Origin of the sequence: Massilimicrobiota sp. An80 (assembly GCF_002159255.1) — a bacterium.
Taxonomy (GTDB): Bacteria; Bacillota_I; Bacilli_A; order Erysipelotrichales; family Coprobacillaceae; genus Allocoprobacillus; species Allocoprobacillus merdigallinarum.
Genome location: NZ_NFHI01000021.1, coordinates 24,853 through 41,647, shown reverse-complemented (window position 1 = coordinate 41,647; position 16,795 = coordinate 24,853). Strand labels below are relative to the sequence as shown.

Below are 16,795 nucleotides of genomic sequence, written 5' to 3'. Positions count from 1 at the left end.
GCCAATGGAACATCCTTGGAGAAATGATGACTTTCTTGGCTTTCTAGCAAGACAAAAGCATCGTACAAACGGTGCTAATGTTTAACTTTTTTTAGGACATTTTCAAAATTGCTTGACAGTTTTATTCATCAATAAATTTAACTTCCACCTGATATGAATCACCTACTAAATTAAGAACTTCTTTAATGACATTTGAAGCATCACTTTGTGTTGCATCCTTTTTCAAAATTGTTATTTTGACAGTCTGATTATCAATTTCTACATAACTTTCCTGATAACCAAGTTCCCCTAATTGTGTGACAATTGATTTTTCTTTTTCAGTCACATTTTTTGTTTCACTTATAGTTTCTAGTGCTTCATTAATAGATTCAGAAGTGCTTGATTCTTTTGCAATAATTTCATTGTTTTTAGTAATAATATCTTCTCTTTTTTTATCAAGCTGATTCTGTAATTGTTCAATAGTAGAAATATCATTTTGAACAACTTCATTTTGTGAGGTTGGTGGTAACATGATGTAATAAATTGATAACACAAGAATAAGACTAAATAAAGTTAAAAATGTAAAAGCCTGTTTATTCATATTCATTCTCCTTTTTTCTATATACTATATGATAAAACAGACTTAATTATGAAAAAAAGAGCTTACGCTCTTCCTTGATATTTACCATCAACTGTATTAACAATAACAACTTCACCTTCATTAATAAATAAAGGAACTTTAATTTGATATCCAGTTTCGATAGTTGCATTTTTTGTTGCTCCAGTTGCTGTATCACCTTTTACAGCTGGTTCAGTTTCAGTAATTTTAAAAGCAACATTAATTGGTAATTGAATTCCTAAAACTTCACTTTCATAACTTGTTATTTCTACTTCGTCTGAAGGTTTTAAGAAATTCTTTTCCCATTCAAGACGACTAGCAGGAATTTCAATTTGTTCATAAGTTTCATTATCCATGAAAACAAAGCTATCTCCTGAATCATATAAATATTGCATTTTTCTTTTTTCAATCATTGCTAAATCAACTTTTGCAGTAGGATTATAAGAAACTTCAGTAATAGCACTTGTTCTCATATTTTTTCTTTTTACCATATATTTTCCTGATAATCTACCTTGTTTATTTTGATCATTAGAAATACATAAAAAAAGATCATTATTTTCTGTATATGCATTTCCTGGTTTTAATTCTTTAATGTTGACTGCCATAAAAAATATCTCTCCTTTGCTATATGTCTTCTAGATTATAGCAAATTTCAATAATATTGTAAAATAAAAAAGTGCATTGTACTATTGCTTTAGAAAAAAAGAATAAAGATAAAATCTATTGCAAGTAAAATATAGGTCATAACTTTTAGATTGCGTTTCTTTTTTTCATCTATCATTGCCTTATTACAATAACATGTTAATAAAAAACAAATAATCAAAATACCAAAAACAATATAATAAATCATAAAATAGAACCTCCTATACATATTCAAATTTTAAAATGGCTCCTGTATCCACTTCTACCCACACTAAAAAAGAATACTGCATCTGTTTTGTTTGAACAAATGTTGTGACTTCATAATAATTCCCTAAATCATCTACGGTTGATATCACTTCATTATCATTAAAACTGTAATCATCACTTAGTAAAATATCATTTTGAACAGTATCGCTATAATATTTTACCAAGAAAATTTCTAAATTTTTTTGTTTCAATAACAAAGAAATAGAATGGAGCTGGCTGGCAGATTGAAGAATATAAAAACTCGTTATAGATAATGCTAATGTTAAAAGCATAAAAACAATTAATACTATTTGAAGAATAGATCCCCTTCTATTCATTAGTAACGATTTCATCTTGTCCTTCCTCTTTTTCAGAAGTAAACGCATATGTCAATAGAAAAGAGTAACGTTGACGATCTCTTGTTAAATGGATATATATCAAATCATTTTCAATAGAAAAAGAAACATCATCAACATGAAATAATAATATTTCAAATCCTGGCGTTTTTACTAATCTATTGTTATCAAGAATAAGCGAGTTCTCTTCTCCATCAAAATCTAAATAGCGAAATACCTCTCCAACTTCTATGTATGATGTTCCAATGGTATATTGACTGCATTGTTTGGCTGCAATATAAATATCTTCATTATTTGCAGTATGATGAGTATAAGCGTATTGTATAAGATTAAATAAACCAGTTAAAGTGAAAATAATCATCAGTGTTATTGAAAGAGATAATAATACTTCAATTAAAGTAAAACCATCTCGATGATACTGACGTAATCTTGTGAATATGTGAAATCACCTTCTTCTTTTAACAATAATTGATAATCTTGATGTATCTTTACTTCCTTTTTGTATAATATTGAAAATAAACTTATAAAGAGAATAAAAACTGAAATAAAAATTTCAAAAGCAAACAAGCTTTCAATTAATGTAGTTCCTTTTCTATTGAACATAAAAACTACCACTTCCAATCTGATAAACAAGTGTATAAACTTGACTCCCACAATAATATGTGAGTGTCTTTGCTCCTTGAATATTTCCATTTTCATTAAATGTCAGCTGATGTGATTCAAATGAATCATTTGAATCAAGAGTAAAAGTTTGTGAGGATTCTTCCCATTCGTATTGAATAAAATCAGATGCAAAAGTCACTGTCACTTGCGTTTTTAGATTCATAGCTGTCAATTTCGCCTGATATAAAAAACGTGTTATTTCTTCAATCTTTGTATGATCGTTTTTGACTGGTAAATGTATGCGCCACGACAAACAAAATAACATACACATAATCATGAGAACAAATAATGTTTCAATCATAGTAAATCCTGATTTATCGTACATAGGCTTGCCCATTTTTGATAGATATTTTTTTTCCATTTGGACAGACACCTTGCTTTTCTGTTAAATATGGATCAGAGCCACTTGTTAAATCAGAAATCTTGGTTGGTAATTTACCATTTTCAATTTCATATAACAAAATTTGTGAATTGACAACCTCAATTTGAGCTTCACACCCTTTATTTTTAACAACAGTATTTTTAGATGTTACATTAGGAATAACAAGAAGTAGAATAACTAAAATAACACTAATACAGAAGATCATTTCAATTAAAGTAAACCCTTTTTTATTAAACATATTTACTTTCCTTTCTATTATATATTTGATATGGAATTCATCATAGGAATAATAATGGCTATATAAATTGTAATGACAAACAAAGCCACAAAGCCATAAATCATAGGAATCAGATATTTTAAAAAACGTTCTATACAATAATCTAAATATTCATATGTAACCTGAATATAATAAGATAATGAATGTCTTTGTTGTGGATTTTTCATATACATCTGAAAAAAAGATATAAATAAATCATCAAAATATTCAAAGTCTTCCAATATTTCTTCTAAGTTCTCACCTCCATACAATCGATTATTTATCTCATACAAAATAATTTTTAAATCACTATCCGTCATCTGTTCATTTAAAATGCTTATAACACTGGTACTGTCAATATCTTCACTTAATAATTCATGAAAGTATAATGCAAATTTGAGTGAAAAATATTTTTGCAAAATCAGCTTAAATATCGGCCATTTGAGATACATTTCAATAATTCTATATAATTTATGCTTTAACGCATAAATCAGCCTTAAAACAAGATATAACGCTATAAAAACAGCACCAATAATAAAACTTGGTATAAAATAAAAAAAGCCAAATAAAATCTCTATAAGAAATGATTTTTCGATTTGGAAAGAACTAAAAAGCTGATTGACATTCGGTAACAGCATAAACACAACAAATAGTGAAAAAAGAAATAAAAAAGTCACCAAGATAGAAGGGTATGTTAACTTTGATTTCAGTTTATTTTGATATTCTTCTTTCATTATGCAAATATCTAGGCTTTTCTTAATTGCTTCTGATAAACAATTTTTATTTTGAAAAAAACGAAAATATTCGCAGAACAAATGTGGTAAAGAAGAATTCAATAAAATGTTTTCTATTGATTCACCGTGATTTAACTGCTCCAACATTTCATCAATAACATGATAATGAATCATTTGCTGACATAAACGTAAAGCTTCTTCAATACTATAACCTGCTTCCAATAAACCATACAGATTTTTTAATAACAAATAATCTTTATTCATAGACAAGTTCCTCTTCAAATAATTCAGATGGGAATCCCATTTCAATGAATTGATGAGCTGCTTTATGAAAAGAAAGATAAGAAAACTCCTGATGATTTAGATATTTGTCTATATCCTCTTTTTTCATGAGTTCAGATATGACAAATGCCTTTTTATTTGCCACGTCATATTTCATACGCTGTGAAATAATGCCTACAACAACATCAAGTATATCGGTTTTGTGAATACCCAAATTCATAAAGCGTTTAATAGAAAGTGGTGCATTACTAGCATGGATAGTTGTTAAAACAAGATGTCCAGTTAAAGCACAAGTCAAAGCAATTCTTGCTGTTTCTTCATCTCTAATTTCACCAATCATAATAACATCTGGATCATGTCTAAGGATTTGTCTAAGCGTATCATAATATGTAATACCAATCTTTTCATTCAACTCAATCTGTAAACAACCATCCAAATGAATTTCAATAGGATCTTCTATTGTAATGATGTTTTTTTGAGAGTCATTAAGAATTTGTTTTAAAACAGTATATAAAGTTGTTGATTTTCCTGAACCTGTAGCTCCACTTATAAAAAAGAGTCCATGACTTTGTTTCGATAACCAATAAAGATAATCTTGTATTTCTTTTTGATATGTAAGTTCTTGAATCGAACGTAATTCATGATTGTTTAAAATTCTTATGACAATACTTTCAAATTCTAATGACGGTAAATAAGAAACTCTTAAGAAATATTTTTTCTGATTCATTTTTAAAGAAATATTTCCAGTTTGTGGCATCAAACGATAATTCGTATGAATCAATGATTTATATTTAATAAAATTCATTAATTTATACCCTTTTTCATTTTCTAAAACATCATACAGTTTTAACTCACCAAAAATACGAAATTGAATTCTCAAATCTTTTTTTAATAACATATGAATATCCGTAGCTTTTTGATTCAATGCACGATAAATCATTTTTTCAAATAGTTCATCCATAATAACCCTCCTATTATATATATACGCATTATTTTTTCATTTTTCTTTTTTTCAACAAAAAAAGATCATAAATTTTTATGATCTTAAAAATGGATTATGCTTTTGTTCATAATTTAATGAGCTTTCTTCTCCATGCCCAGGGAGTAAACGTGCATCAAACTGTAAAGATTTAATTTTTTCTAAACTTTCTTTAGTAGTAAGATGAGATGATGTGGGGAAATCATAACGACCAATCGAACCAGCAAACAGAACATCACCACTAAATAAAGCATTTTCTTGAGGAACATAAATCATACTGCTTCCATAACAGTGTCCTTCTAACAATAGCCACTGAACTGTCATCCCTATAATATTCATTGTAGAAGTTGCTTCCAAAAGAGGAGCTCTTAAAGTAAACGATTCTCCCATCATTGCAGATAGATTATATTGAGGATTTCTTATGATTTCAAATGATTCTTTTTGTGCATATACTGGACATTGAAATCTTTCATATAAATAATCAACAGCGCCAATATGATCAAAATGTCCATGTGTCAATAATATAGCTTTTAATTCTAACTCTTTTTCTTCTAAAAATTTAGCAACTTTTTGTCCTTGAGCACCTGGATCAATAATAAAACATTCATGATTATCATTATATATAACATAACAATTTGTTTGCATTGTTCCTAATATTAATTTTTTTATCATTATCTTCGTTCCTTTCAAAATAAAGAAAAAAAGCCAAAAAGGCTTATTTTTTTTCTTTATGAGTTGTTTTTTTATTACATCTAGGACAGTATTTTTTGACTTCCATTCTTTCTGGATGATTTCTTTTATTTTTTGTATTAATGTAGTTTTCTTCACCACATTCAGTACATTTTAAAATGATGTTTTCTCTCATTTTTACACCTCCATCACGACTTTGCCATACTATAATAGCATAAACAATTCAAAATTACCATAAATTTTTCACTTTTTATCCATATTTTTCAAAATACTTTTCAAATGCATATTTTGATAGAGTCGTACATGTCCCTCCACCAGCATCAGGTAATGCTTCAGCAATACAAGCAACAGCTATTTCTGGATTATCATAAGGAGCATATCCAATAAAGGCTCGATTGGCCCATACGTCACTTGTTCCTTCATAAACTTTCTGTCCAGTCCCAGTTTTTCCTGCTGCTTCATAATCTCCATTGACACCACTCGCTAGTCCTGACACACAACCCATTCTAAATCCAGTATGAATTGTATCAAAAGCTAATTTATAACTTGAGACATCATCGAGTACTTTTACCTGATGTTGTAAAAGTGATATCTTTGTACCATCGTCATCTTCTGTAAAAGATTCCATAAAAAGATGTGGTTGGACTCTTTTACCACCATTGGCAATTGAGGAAACATATTGTGCCATTTGAATTGGTGTATAAGTATCATATTGTCCAATTGCAAAGTCAAGAAAGTTACCAGCTTGTCGTTGTGTAACACGACCACGATAGCCTAAGGCTTCACTAGGTAAATCTATACCTGTCTTTACACCTAATCCTAATTCTCCTACATCAAGTCTCATCTGATCAAATGCTGAATCCCTAATAGACAAAGGCTCTCCATATTCATAAGTTCCTCCACCTAATAAGGTTGCAACATAAAACATATAAATATTCGAAGATTGTGACAATGCTTCTGCAGCATTTAAACGTCCTAATCCACCTGTATCCCATGAAAACTTGGTCGGTGTACCAGCTATTTTAAAACCACTACTTGTATCATCAAATTCCGTGTATTGATTAATCACACCATGTTTAATACCTGCATATATTGTTCCACCTTTAAATGCCGAACCTATTTCAAATGCGTTTTGAACAGCGCCACCAGCCAATTCATAAATATCTCCCTTTTCATCTCTTTGATAACCACACATTGCATAAATGGCTCCTGTATTAGGATCAATCATAACAAGATAAATGTTATTAGCATATCTATATATTGAACTCGTATGTGCCTTCATTTGTTTTTCAATTTCATCAGTAATCGCCGATTGTAAATCCCAATCAATAGTCAAACGAATATTATCACCTTTTGTCCCGCTTGATACAGTTTCTACAACAGGATTTCCATCACTATCATAAGCCAAGGAATAAGTTGCTGGAGTTCCAGCCAAAATATTTTCATATTGCATTTCTAAACCACTTTTTCCTACACGTGAATCATTGTTATAATCCTGAGCTAATAATATATCTTTTGTACTTGCAGGCAATCCTTCTTTTTTCGATGTTACTCTTCCTAAAACAGATTTAAATTCTGTACCGTATGTATTTTCTCTTGACCAGTCATTTGTTACTTTAACACCACGTAAAATATCAGAATTTTCACCAATGAGACTTGCTTCTTTAACTGTTAAACCTTCTAATAAAACAACTGATCCACTTGTACAGTTTTGAATTTTTGAATAAATCATATAATACTTAATATCATCATCAGATAAATTGTCTTTTAACATCTGACTTGTAATACGACTTAATTGTAATTGATAAATTTCATCACTTGAATATGTCGATCTTTCTTCGCTAGTGATTAAATCATTAATTAAATCATCTTTAGTATCCTTGCATTTTAAAATCAAATAATCTTTTTTATCTCTTTCAGTTACACTTTTAATATCAACATTTACATTTTTGACTAAAAAATTTGCAATGATTTTGATATCATCTTGCGTAATACTTTGTACGGCATAATAAGTCGCACAATTGATATTTTTATTGTAAGAAAGTCTTTTATAATTTCGATCATAAATATTACCACGGAATGTATCAGCAGTAAAAAGACTCGTATTATATTGTTTAAGTTTTGTTGAATAATATTCCTGTTGAGAAATTTGAGTAATAAACAAACGTATCAACAAGACAACACCAACAGCACCAATAACTCCCATTAAAATTTTAAATCTTCTTGAGATGACATTATCGGTTTGATTTTTAATTTGGGTTTCAATTTCTTTTTGCCCTTCAAATCGAATGGGATTTTTTTTGAATAAATTCAATTTTAATGCACCTCCTCGACTTATTATATTATATACAATCTAGAAAGTAAATCAACCCATAAGAAAAAGAGAATTTCACAAATTCTCTTAATCATCATCAACAGAAAGAATAGCCATAAAAGCTTCTTGAGGAATTTCTACACTTCCTACTGCTTTCATTCGTTTTTTACCTTCTTTTTGTTTTTCTAAAAGTTTTTTCTTACGTGAAATATCCCCACCATAACATTTTGCTAAAACGTTTTTACGCATAGCTTTGATATTTGTTCTCGCAATAACTTTACCCTGTATTGCAGCTTGAATAGGAACTTCAAACATCTGTTTTGGGATAATCTCTTTTAATTTCTCACAAATAATACGACCACGATTATAAGCAAAATCTTTATGAACAATTGTTGATAAAGCATCTACAACATCACCATTCAATAAAATATCCATACGTGTTAATCGACTTTCTTTATAACCATCTAATTCATAATCAAAAGAAGCGTATCCTTTTGTACATGATTTTAATTTATCAAAAAAGTCATAGACAATCTCACTTAATGGAATCAGGTAAACAACATTTCTTCTCAAGTCATCAATATATTCAATATCCTGATATTCACCACGTTTAGATTGGCATAGTTCCATAATTGGACCTACATATTCATTAGGTGTCATAATTGAAGCCTTAACAAATGGTTCTTCAATATGATCGATTCTTTGTGGTCCAGGCAATGCAGCAGGATTGTCAATTTCAATCATAGAACCATCTGTTAAATAACAATGATAAATAACGGATGGCGCCGTAGCTATTAATTCAAGATCAAATTCTCTTTCAAGACGTTCTTCAATAACATCCATATGTAAAAGGCCTAAAAATCCACAACGGAATCCAAATCCTAAAGCCTGTGACGTTTCCGGTTCAAAAACAAGTGATGAATCACTTAATTTCATTTTTTCTAATGCTTCTCTTAAATCTTTATATTTTGCATTATCAACAGGATACAAACCACAGTAAACCATTGGATTTAATTGACGATATCCTGGTAACTGAACATTTGAAGGTTGTTCTAAAGTTGTAATTGTATCACCGACATGAACGTCACTAATGGATTTAATCGAAGCAGCAATCCATCCAACTTCCCCTGTTACAAGTTCTTCTTTTTTAACCTCTTTTGGTGTTCTGACCCCTACTTCCAACACTTCATAAACAGCTCCAGTAGCCATAAAACGAATATGATCTCCAACTTTTATTTTTCCTTCTTTGACACAAACAAAAACAATAACACCTCGATAACTGTCATAATAAGAATCAAAAATCAAAGCCTGTGTAGGATGAGAAATATCACCACGTGGTGCAGGAACATTCAAAACAATATCTTCCAAAACATCTTCGATATTTAATCCAGTTTTGGCTGAAATCAAAGGTGCTTCATCAGCTGGTAAACCTATAATATCTTCAATTTCATGAATAACACGCTGTGGGTCTGCACTTGGTAAATCAATTTTATTAATAACAGGTAAAATTTCTAAATCATTATCTAATGCTAAAAAGACATTGGCTAATGTCTGCGCTTCAACACCTTGAGCAGCATCAACAACCAATACAGCTCCCTCGCATGCAGCTAAAGAGCGTGAAACTTCATATGTAAAGTCTACATGACCGGGTGTATCTATTAAATGCAAAAGATATGTTTCGCCATTTTTGGCTTTATAAGTCAATTGAACAGCATTTAATTTAATAGTAATACCTCTTTCTCTTTCCAAGTCCATACTATCAAGTAACTGTTCCTTCATATCACGATCACTCACTGCCCCAGTAAGTTGTAAAATTCTATCAGCAAGAGTCGATTTTCCATGATCAATATGGGCGATAATAGAAAAATTTCTAATATGTGACTGATCAATACTCATCTTTATCTCCCCTTTCTATTCTTATCTATTTTACACAATTCTATCTTAAAAGAAAACAAAAAAATAGTCAAATGACTATTTTTTCATAAAATACTTATCCAAAAATTCAACATGTTCAACTTTGACTTCCATGATCGTTGTAGATAAATGATCAGGCGATTCAAATGTTTTAGACTGAAGCCTTCCTTTAATTCCTAAAAAACTTCCTGCTTCGCAACAATCCATAACTTCTTGAGCTATGCCTTTCCAAAGAACACAACTAATATAATCATGATCTCTAATCCCTAAATTATTACGATAAGGTCTTTCTACATCTAAGATTAAAGTTGCTAATTTAACACCAGTCGGTGTTTCTTTGAATTTTGGATTTTCAGCAAGTCTCCCTATTAAAATAATTTCATTAAACATTTTTATATTTTACCTCCTCATCTATGAGTATATAGGAAAATATAAAAAGTACCAAAAATGGTTATTTTTATCCTTTTTATAACTTTTCTTTATATTTTGGAAGCTCAAAAAGCATAAAAATGATAAAAAAATGGAGAAATCATACAAAAATATGAGCCAATTTATTAAAATGAGTCATGCCTATAAAAGAAAAAAGTAAAGAAAATCTTTACTTTTCAAGCAAAACAAATGCAATTGCATATTTATTTTCATGTGAAATAGAAATATGAGCATGAGAATCATGTAAATAAGGCGCACCACTTTCATCATTTAAAATTTCAATATCATGAAAAGCCATTGCTCCAATACCAACATGACAAGCTTTCATATAAGCTTCTTTACCAGCAAAACGTCCTCCTAAAAATTCTAATTGTCTTTTAGGAGAATTCATTTTTGTAAATATCTGATACTCTTTTGGCGATAAAATATGTTTAACAAAATTGAGATTATGAATATCTAAACGTTCAAGATCAATAATATCAACACCTATTCCCTTCATTAATCTTTAAACTTTTTTTCATAAAGACTCATCAATTCATCTAAACTCATAGAATCATCAATTTCATCAATGAAAGAATCCTCATCTTTGTTTTGGAAATCTAGCTTAAATTCACCAGTTCTCTCTTCAATAATTTTTAATTGATCTTGTTCTTCTTCAACAATATTTGCTATATTTCTTAAATTCTGTTCAACACTTGGTTCTTCCACTTCAACCTTTTTTGGTTTTTTTGTCTTTTCTTCTTCCACATTTTCAAATGGACCGTAAAACGGACTAATAATGGGAATTAATTCATCTGATTCCTTTTTGACTTTCTTAACCTTAGGTTTTGCCACCTTTTTAACTTCTGGTTTTTTTGTCTCTTTTAAACCTGTCATTGGAGATATAATCTCACTCATACGATAAGTAGATTCTGCAGGCGCACTTTTTTTAACTTCTTTTTTCTTTGGCTCTTCTTTTTTGATATCTTTCTTTGTTTCAACCTCATCATTATAAATAAGAGGAGTACTAAATTTTTCTTTACGTCTTTGTTCTAAAACAGGATCAACTTTTTCAAATAATTCTTCTTCCTCTTCTTTTTTAAAAAACTTTTTAAACATTTTGCTTTCCTCCTTACAACATTATTTCTATTTCTCATTTTCTAATCAATCTGATCAATAAACTCCTGAATCTGCTGTTGTGTTTTTCTTAATTTATTGACATATCTTCCAACTTCTTTACCATCACGATAAGCGACGAAAGATGGAATACCCATAATCTCTAAATCAATACACAAATCAACCATTTCATCACGATCTATATAATAGAAAGTCCACTCTGGATTTTGTGCTACTAAATCATCAATAAATGTTTTTAAAAAATGACAATCTGGACACCATGTTGTTGAAAATACTAACATAGCATTTCCTTTAATTGCATTTTCAAATGCTTGTAAATCACTAATCTTTATTAAATTATCCATTTTTATTAACTCCTTTAAATGTTGTTTTGACTTGATATATTGGACCAAATGGAGAAAACTTTCTCTCATATTCTGTTTGAATATTATCCTCATATCCTTCACTATGATGCAAGTCTAAGCATACATCTTCAAAATGTAATCCATAGTTTTGAAATGACACCAAAGAATATTCAAACAATAAACGGTTATCTGTTTTTAAAATCAATTCACCATTATCAATAAGAATATTTTGATATACATCTAAAAATGCAGGTGATGTTAAACGTCTTTTTGTATGTCTTTTCTTAGGCCAAGGATCACTAAAATTTAAATGTATACGATTCACTTCATGTTTACCAAAAACTTCTGTTAAAAGAATGGCATCTTCTTTTAATAATTTTAAATTTGATGGTATTTTTTCTAATTGATCTATTTTTTTTATAGCTCCGACCATAACACTTGGAAATTTTTCAATTCCAATATAGTTGATATTTGGATAACGTAAAGCATTTTCAATAATAAAATCACCCTTACCCATTCCAATTTCAATATATATAGGATTTGAATTTCCAAATAACTCATTCCATTTTCCACGATATTGTTTACCATCTAAAATCACAATATCATCATGTGCAGCTAAAATATCATTAGCTTTAGGATTATTTCTTAAACGCATATAAGCCTCCTATATTTTTTTATTGTAACACAGTTTCACTCTTTAATCTATCTAATTCTTCATCAGTTAAAGGACGATAAGCTCCTAATTCAAGATTTTCATCTAAGTTTAAATTTTTCATACGTATTCTTTTTAAATAAAGAACTTCTTTACCAACAGCATGAAACATTTTCTTAACCTGATGGAATTTTCCTTCATAGATTTCTACTTCAATCTCACTATGATTTTGTGTTGTTGATAAAATTTTTAAATGTGCACTTTGACATTGATATTCATTATCAATAACAACACCAGATAAAAAGGTTTGAACATCATCATCTGTTACAACACCTTGAATTTTTGCATAATACACTTTAGGGCAATGTTTTTTAGGTGATAACAGCTGATGAGCAAGAACACCATCATTTGTAATCAATAATAAGCCTTCGGTATCAACATCTAATCTTCCAACAGGAAATAAATCTTGGCGATAATTTTCTTCAATTAAATCAATAACAGTTGGATAAACATTATCTTCAGTGGCACTCACATAGCCAGCAGGTTTATTTAACATATAATAAACATATTCCTGATAATGAATACGTTCATCATCAACATAGACCTTATCTCCTACAGGATCAACATGATGTTTATCTTTTTTAATAACTTCACCATTGACTTTCACATAACCATTTTTGATTAATTGTTTGACTTCTTTACGTGTCCCAAAACCACAATGGGCTAATAATTTATCTAATCTCATGATTGTACCTCAATATATTTTTCTACTTTTTGTGTTTTTTCTTTATCCAAATAATAACAAACATATATTTTTACATCTTGTATCTTTTCAGTTTCTCCAGAAAGCTGAACTCCTTTATAAAAATGTTGACTTTTATCAATATAATCAACTTTCATGTGGCTGATAGAGTCATCAACAATTCCTAAAACCGGACACATCTTTTGATCATCTTCATGAGCATATGCCATAGCCTCGATATAATACATATCAACCTGTGGCTGGTCGATAATAACATCATAACGATAACTATCTTCTAAATCATAAAAAACAACTTGAACATGAAATGGATAATCTGTATCAAATTCCTGATGTGATATTAACTGTTCTTTAATTTGATAATATTCCTGAAATTGTTCATCAGAAGATGATGATTGACATGCCACACAGAACAAAGAAATCAATAAACATAATAATATTTTTTTCATATCATCACCGCTTCTATTATAACAAATTTATAATCAGATAGCTATATGAAATCATCATGCTCATAATGAAAAAAGGTATCATTATGACTAGCATAACAATACCTTATTTTCAATACAACATTGAAAATTTATTTTCCACGACATTCAAATGTATCACAAGCAGTTTCTGCATTTTTCTTTGCTTCAACGCAGTGACAATTACCGACATGAATACAGTTTGCTTCACAACATCCATCACAATAATATTTACAACTATCTACGCTACATTTAACATCCTTAGCCATAGTTTCACCTCCATATATTATTATGGCTTGATGGACTATGAATATACAATCAAACAACTAAAACTGTATTCAAGATTTCCATGACATGATGTTAAAGCAACCTGATATTGCATATCCTGAATTTGCGGATTTTCTTTTTGAATAAATTCATTAAGTGCATCTTCTAAATCCAATTCATGTGTTTTTTCTATGATTTTAATTTTCATATATCTATTATAACATCATGACTATATTCAATTTGTCAACTATTGACGTATTTCAATAGCAAATTGGCAACTGAATTCTTGTTGTGGTTCTAATGAAATGATACCTTCTTTATCTTTAAATTCGCCATCAAAGTCGATATAATCTCCATGTCCATTCCATGGTTCTATAGCTAATAATCCACCGACATGTTTACTTGCCCAAATTCCAAGATGTGGATAATTTTTCATATGGAAATAAATAGCTTTTTGATGATTAATTGATTTTAATGCAACATAACTTGATTGAAAATCTTTAAATACAATAGCATCATTATCCAATAATGCCTGTCTTACAAAGAAACGTTTTTCATGATCAAAAAATGGTTTTGTTGTACGTGACATAGCACGATGAGCAACATCAATGACTTTCTGATCAAGAGTTTCTTCTTTTTCAAATTCAACATAGTAATCATTGCTTGATTCATTTTCCATAAACGGACATGCAAATGCTGGATGTCCACCAATCTGGAAATAAATTGTTTTTTGATCAGTATTTTTGACAACACATTGACATTCCAATGTATTCCCTTTTAAAGTATAAATGACTTTCAAATTAAATAAATATGGATATTGTTTTAAAATATCTTCATTTGGAGTTAATTCAAACTCAACGCAAGTATCAGATAATTGATGTGTCATATATTCATTATGTCTAGAAAAACCATGTTGTGTCATATGATATGTTTGTCCATCTATACGACATTCATCATTATGCAAAGCACCTACAATTGGGAAAAGTATTGGTGCACTACTTGCCCATAATGATGGATCTCTACGCCACATATAGTTTATTTGATCATGCTGTCCGATAATTTTAATAATTTCAGCACCTTTTGCATTTAATTCAACTTCTAATTCACTATTTTTTAAAATCACCATATTCTATACCTACCTATTTCAATTGTCCCTTAATCATTGTTTGTTGAATTTGAATGTTGTCATCAAAGAAAATAATATCTGCATAATTTCCCACTTTAATTTCTCCTAATAATGGTTCATTTAAACTCTGAGCAGGATTATAACTTGCTAAATTGACAGCTTCATTTAATGTTAATTCAAGATGTTCATAAGCATTTTTAACAGCCACATTCATTGAAACAATACTTCCTGCTAATGTTCCATCAATCAATCTTGCTTCTCCGTCTTTTACATAAACATCTTGATTTCCTAAAAGATATTTTCCGTTTTCCAAACCTGCTGCTTCAAGAGAATCTGTAATTAAAATCAATTTATCTTTACCTTTAGTACGTAATAATGCTTTAGCAGCTGCATAATTGACATGTACGCCATCTAAAATCAATTCTGCATAAACACTATCATTGATCATAACAGCTCCAACAACACCTGGTGCTCTATGTGTTAATGGTGTCATAGCATTATAAGTATGTGTTCCTGAAGTTGCCCCCGCATCAATAGCCGCTTGAGCTTGTTCATAAGTTGCATTTGTATGTCCTAAAGAAACAACTGTATTCTTATCTTTTAAATAAGATATGAGTTCTAATGAGTGTTCTAATTCAGGAGCAATAGAAATTTTTCTGATGATATCCTGATGATCTTGAACAAAAGATAAATAATTATCAACTGTTGGCAAAATCATACATTCTTCTGGTTGTGCTCCTTTATATTTTTTATTAAAGAAAGGTCCTTCTAAGTGTGTACCTAAAACTTGAGCCCCTTCAACTTTATCTTTATTGACAGCAATATTTTCAATAGCTTTAGCAATATCATCAACAGGCATAGTCATTGTTGTTGGTAAAAATGATGTTACTCCTGTTTTTAAAGTTGCTTTAGAGATTGTGTTTAAATCATCAAATGTAGCATACATCGTATCACTACCACCACGACCATGCGTATGTACATCAATGAAACCTGGGCTTACATAAGCACCTTTTGCATCAATAATATCTTCATCTTCTGGTTGACGATCACTAATTTCTGTAATCTTATCATCTTCAATAAATACATTTTTGTTTACAATTTCATCATGTAAAATGATTTTCCCGTTTATAATACATTTTTTCATTTTTTATGTCCTCCTTCTTTTATTATATGCTTATTAACCTTAATCTTCAAACAATATATAAAAAAAGATTTCTAATCATTAGAAATCTTTTTTTGTTGATTTAATTCTTCAATAATACTTTCAATTTTATTACCATATTCAATTGATGTATCTATAACAAACTGTAGCTCAGGACATTTACGAACTGTTAAACGTTTTGCTAAAAGAGTACGAATAAATCCTTTAGAGTGTTGTAAAGCTTCCATTCTTTTTTGAGGATTTTTATTTAAAAAAGAAACATAAACTTTAGCAATTGATAAATCATTTGTTACTTCTACACCAGTAATCGTACAAAAACCTATGGCTGGATCTTTAACTTCCATTTGAATAATATCAGATAATTCTCTTTGAATAATATTATTTAATTTTTCTTTTTTTAATACCATAAAAGATCAGCT

At 29.5% G+C, this 16,795-nt stretch carries 25 protein-coding genes; all 25 read right to left on the bottom strand.

Annotated elements, in window-relative coordinates; translation table 11 throughout:
• Positions 1 to 121: 121 nt before the first annotated feature.
• The gene (locus B5G32_RS07365) at positions 122 to 580 is read right to left on the bottom strand and encodes a SpoIIIAH-like family protein (protein ID WP_087244035.1); all 459 of its coding nucleotides are present in this window, start codon (positions 578 to 580) and stop codon (positions 122 to 124) included.
• Between the two features lie 62 nt (positions 581 to 642).
• Positions 643 to 1,203 carry an elongation factor P gene (gene efp, locus B5G32_RS07360; protein ID WP_087244036.1) on the bottom strand — a complete coding sequence of 187 codons (561 nt, stop codon included), beginning with the start codon at positions 1,201 to 1,203 and terminating at the stop codon, positions 643 to 645.
• 89 nt (positions 1,204 to 1,292) lie between these two features.
• Complete coding sequence (locus tag B5G32_RS13810) at positions 1,293 to 1,448, bottom strand: hypothetical protein (RefSeq protein ID WP_158093990.1); 156 nt, start codon at positions 1,446 to 1,448, stop codon at positions 1,293 to 1,295.
• A gap of 13 nt (positions 1,449 to 1,461) precedes the next feature.
• On the bottom strand, positions 1,462 to 1,839 hold the full coding sequence (locus B5G32_RS07355; protein ID WP_087936287.1) for a hypothetical protein: 378 nt from the start codon (positions 1,837 to 1,839) through the stop codon (positions 1,462 to 1,464).
• Positions 1,817 to 2,281, bottom strand: coding sequence for a competence type IV pilus minor pilin ComGF (locus B5G32_RS07350; protein WP_255374755.1), 465 nt, complete (start codon positions 2,279 to 2,281; stop codon positions 1,817 to 1,819). The genes B5G32_RS07355 and B5G32_RS07350 overlap by 23 nt, the downstream gene beginning before the upstream one ends.
• Positions 2,282 to 2,434: 153 nt before the next feature.
• The gene (gene comGD / locus B5G32_RS07340) at positions 2,435 to 2,866 is read right to left on the bottom strand and encodes a competence type IV pilus minor pilin ComGD (RefSeq protein WP_087936285.1); all 432 of its coding nucleotides are present in this window, start codon (positions 2,864 to 2,866) and stop codon (positions 2,435 to 2,437) included.
• Positions 2,820 to 3,125: a competence type IV pilus major pilin ComGC gene (comGC, locus tag B5G32_RS07335; protein WP_087244041.1), complete on the bottom strand. Its 306-nt coding sequence runs from the start codon at positions 3,123 to 3,125 to the stop codon at positions 2,820 to 2,822. Before comGC ends, comGD begins: the two co-directional genes overlap by 47 nt.
• A gap of 17 nt (positions 3,126 to 3,142) precedes the next feature.
• The gene (locus tag B5G32_RS07330; protein WP_087936284.1) at positions 3,143 to 4,141 is read right to left on the bottom strand and encodes a type II secretion system F family protein; all 999 of its coding nucleotides are present in this window, start codon (positions 4,139 to 4,141) and stop codon (positions 3,143 to 3,145) included.
• Positions 4,134 to 5,120 carry an ATPase, T2SS/T4P/T4SS family gene (locus B5G32_RS07325; RefSeq protein ID WP_087296590.1) on the bottom strand — a complete coding sequence of 329 codons (987 nt, stop codon included), beginning with the start codon at positions 5,118 to 5,120 and terminating at the stop codon, positions 4,134 to 4,136. The genes B5G32_RS07330 and B5G32_RS07325 overlap by 8 nt, the downstream gene beginning before the upstream one ends.
• A 75-nt stretch (positions 5,121 to 5,195) precedes the next feature.
• On the bottom strand, positions 5,196 to 5,810 hold the full coding sequence (locus B5G32_RS07320) for an MBL fold metallo-hydrolase (protein WP_087936283.1): 615 nt from the start codon (positions 5,808 to 5,810) through the stop codon (positions 5,196 to 5,198).
• Positions 5,811 to 5,853: 43 nt separating this feature from the next.
• Positions 5,854 to 6,003, bottom strand: a complete 150-nt coding sequence (gene rpmG, locus B5G32_RS07315; RefSeq protein ID WP_066443283.1) for a 50S ribosomal protein L33 — start codon at positions 6,001 to 6,003, stop codon at positions 5,854 to 5,856.
• A gap of 75 nt (positions 6,004 to 6,078) precedes the next feature.
• Complete coding sequence (locus B5G32_RS07310; protein WP_087936282.1) at positions 6,079 to 8,142, bottom strand: peptidoglycan D,D-transpeptidase FtsI family protein; 2,064 nt, start codon at positions 8,140 to 8,142, stop codon at positions 6,079 to 6,081.
• Positions 8,143 to 8,229: 87 nt separating this feature from the next.
• Positions 8,230 to 10,038, bottom strand: a complete 1,809-nt coding sequence (gene lepA, locus B5G32_RS07305; protein ID WP_087936281.1) for a translation elongation factor 4 — start codon at positions 10,036 to 10,038, stop codon at positions 8,230 to 8,232.
• 75 nt (positions 10,039 to 10,113) lie between these two features.
• Positions 10,114 to 10,446, bottom strand: a complete 333-nt coding sequence (locus tag B5G32_RS07300; protein ID WP_087244047.1) for a single-stranded DNA-binding protein — start codon at positions 10,444 to 10,446, stop codon at positions 10,114 to 10,116.
• 208 nt (positions 10,447 to 10,654) lie between these two features.
• Positions 10,655 to 10,984 (bottom strand): holo-ACP synthase, encoded by a 330-nt coding sequence (acpS, locus tag B5G32_RS07295; protein ID WP_087296593.1) that lies wholly within the window; start codon positions 10,982 to 10,984, stop codon positions 10,655 to 10,657.
• Entirely contained in the window at positions 10,984 to 11,583 is a 600-nt protein-coding gene (locus tag B5G32_RS07290; RefSeq protein ID WP_087936280.1) for a hypothetical protein, read from the bottom strand. The genes acpS and B5G32_RS07290 overlap by 1 nt, the downstream gene beginning before the upstream one ends.
• Before the next feature lie 41 nt (positions 11,584 to 11,624).
• Positions 11,625 to 11,945, bottom strand: coding sequence for a thioredoxin family protein (locus B5G32_RS07285; protein ID WP_224762514.1), 321 nt, complete (start codon positions 11,943 to 11,945; stop codon positions 11,625 to 11,627).
• Positions 11,938 to 12,600, bottom strand: coding sequence for a tRNA (guanosine(46)-N7)-methyltransferase TrmB (gene trmB, locus B5G32_RS07280; RefSeq protein WP_087244051.1), 663 nt, complete (start codon positions 12,598 to 12,600; stop codon positions 11,938 to 11,940). Before trmB ends, B5G32_RS07285 begins: the two co-directional genes overlap by 8 nt.
• A gap of 19 nt (positions 12,601 to 12,619) precedes the next feature.
• A complete protein-coding gene (locus B5G32_RS07275) occupies positions 12,620 to 13,342 on the bottom strand; it encodes a pseudouridine synthase (protein WP_087296595.1) in 723 nt (240 codons plus the stop codon).
• Positions 13,339 to 13,806 carry a hypothetical protein gene (locus B5G32_RS07270; protein ID WP_087244053.1) on the bottom strand — a complete coding sequence of 156 codons (468 nt, stop codon included), beginning with the start codon at positions 13,804 to 13,806 and terminating at the stop codon, positions 13,339 to 13,341. The genes B5G32_RS07275 and B5G32_RS07270 overlap by 4 nt, the downstream gene beginning before the upstream one ends.
• A 128-nt stretch (positions 13,807 to 13,934) precedes the next feature.
• Complete coding sequence (locus tag B5G32_RS07265) at positions 13,935 to 14,090, bottom strand: DUF1540 domain-containing protein (protein WP_087244054.1); 156 nt, start codon at positions 14,088 to 14,090, stop codon at positions 13,935 to 13,937.
• A 35-nt stretch (positions 14,091 to 14,125) separates the two neighbouring features.
• On the bottom strand, positions 14,126 to 14,296 hold the full coding sequence (locus B5G32_RS07260) for a sporulation protein Cse60 (RefSeq protein ID WP_087244055.1): 171 nt from the start codon (positions 14,294 to 14,296) through the stop codon (positions 14,126 to 14,128).
• A 39-nt stretch (positions 14,297 to 14,335) separates the two neighbouring features.
• Positions 14,336 to 15,214 (bottom strand): aldose 1-epimerase family protein, encoded by an 879-nt coding sequence (locus tag B5G32_RS07255; protein ID WP_087936279.1) that lies wholly within the window; start codon positions 15,212 to 15,214, stop codon positions 14,336 to 14,338.
• Positions 15,215 to 15,227: 13 nt separating this feature from the next.
• On the bottom strand, positions 15,228 to 16,358 hold the full coding sequence (nagA, locus tag B5G32_RS07250; protein WP_087936278.1) for an N-acetylglucosamine-6-phosphate deacetylase: 1,131 nt from the start codon (positions 16,356 to 16,358) through the stop codon (positions 15,228 to 15,230).
• Between the two features lie 71 nt (positions 16,359 to 16,429).
• The gene (gene rbfA, locus B5G32_RS07245; protein WP_087244058.1) at positions 16,430 to 16,783 is read right to left on the bottom strand and encodes a 30S ribosome-binding factor RbfA; all 354 of its coding nucleotides are present in this window, start codon (positions 16,781 to 16,783) and stop codon (positions 16,430 to 16,432) included.
• Positions 16,784 to 16,795: the final 12 nt, after the last annotated feature.

Coding starts and splice junctions, on each gene's coding strand:
- B5G32_RS07365 (WP_087244035.1), bottom strand. CDS start 580: ATGAATAAACAGGCTTTTACATTTTTAACTTTATTTAGTCTTATTCTT.
- efp (WP_087244036.1), bottom strand. CDS start 1,203: ATGGCAGTCAACATTAAAGAATTAAAACCAGGAAATGCATATACAGAA.
- B5G32_RS13810 (WP_158093990.1), bottom strand. CDS start 1,448: ATGATTTATTATATTGTTTTTGGTATTTTGATTATTTGTTTTTTATTA.
- B5G32_RS07355 (WP_087936287.1), bottom strand. CDS start 1,839: ATGAAATCGTTACTAATGAATAGAAGGGGATCTATTCTTCAAATAGTA.
- comGD (WP_087936285.1), bottom strand. CDS start 2,866: ATGGAAAAAAAATATCTATCAAAAATGGGCAAGCCTATGTACGATAAA.
- comGC (WP_087244041.1), bottom strand. CDS start 3,125: ATGTTTAATAAAAAAGGGTTTACTTTAATTGAAATGATCTTCTGTATT.
- B5G32_RS07330 (WP_087936284.1), bottom strand. CDS start 4,141: ATGAATAAAGATTATTTGTTATTAAAAAATCTGTATGGTTTATTGGAA.
- B5G32_RS07325 (WP_087296590.1), bottom strand. CDS start 5,120: ATGGATGAACTATTTGAAAAAATGATTTATCGTGCATTGAATCAAAAA.
- B5G32_RS07320 (WP_087936283.1), bottom strand. CDS start 5,810: ATGATAAAAAAATTAATATTAGGAACAATGCAAACAAATTGTTATGTT.
- rpmG (WP_066443283.1), bottom strand. CDS start 6,003: ATGAGAGAAAACATCATTTTAAAATGTACTGAATGTGGTGAAGAAAAC.
- lepA (WP_087936281.1), bottom strand. CDS start 10,038: ATGAGTATTGATCAGTCACATATTAGAAATTTTTCTATTATCGCCCAT.
- B5G32_RS07300 (WP_087244047.1), bottom strand. CDS start 10,446: ATGTTTAATGAAATTATTTTAATAGGGAGACTTGCTGAAAATCCAAAA.
- acpS (WP_087296593.1), bottom strand. CDS start 10,984: ATGAAGGGAATAGGTGTTGATATTATTGATCTTGAACGTTTAGATATT.
- B5G32_RS07290 (WP_087936280.1), bottom strand. CDS start 11,583: ATGTTTAAAAAGTTTTTTAAAAAAGAAGAGGAAGAAGAATTATTTGAA.
- B5G32_RS07285 (WP_224762514.1), bottom strand. CDS start 11,945: ATGGATAATTTAATAAAGATTAGTGATTTACAAGCATTTGAAAATGCA.
- trmB (WP_087244051.1), bottom strand. CDS start 12,600: ATGCGTTTAAGAAATAATCCTAAAGCTAATGATATTTTAGCTGCACAT.
- B5G32_RS07275 (WP_087296595.1), bottom strand. CDS start 13,342: ATGAGATTAGATAAATTATTAGCCCATTGTGGTTTTGGGACACGTAAA.
- B5G32_RS07270 (WP_087244053.1), bottom strand. CDS start 13,806: ATGAAAAAAATATTATTATGTTTATTGATTTCTTTGTTCTGTGTGGCA.
- B5G32_RS07265 (WP_087244054.1), bottom strand. CDS start 14,090: ATGGCTAAGGATGTTAAATGTAGCGTAGATAGTTGTAAATATTATTGT.
- B5G32_RS07260 (WP_087244055.1), bottom strand. CDS start 14,296: ATGAAAATTAAAATCATAGAAAAAACACATGAATTGGATTTAGAAGAT.
- B5G32_RS07255 (WP_087936279.1), bottom strand. CDS start 15,214: ATGGTGATTTTAAAAAATAGTGAATTAGAAGTTGAATTAAATGCAAAA.
- nagA (WP_087936278.1), bottom strand. CDS start 16,358: ATGAAAAAATGTATTATAAACGGGAAAATCATTTTACATGATGAAATT.
- rbfA (WP_087244058.1), bottom strand. CDS start 16,783: ATGGTATTAAAAAAAGAAAAATTAAATAATATTATTCAAAGAGAATTA.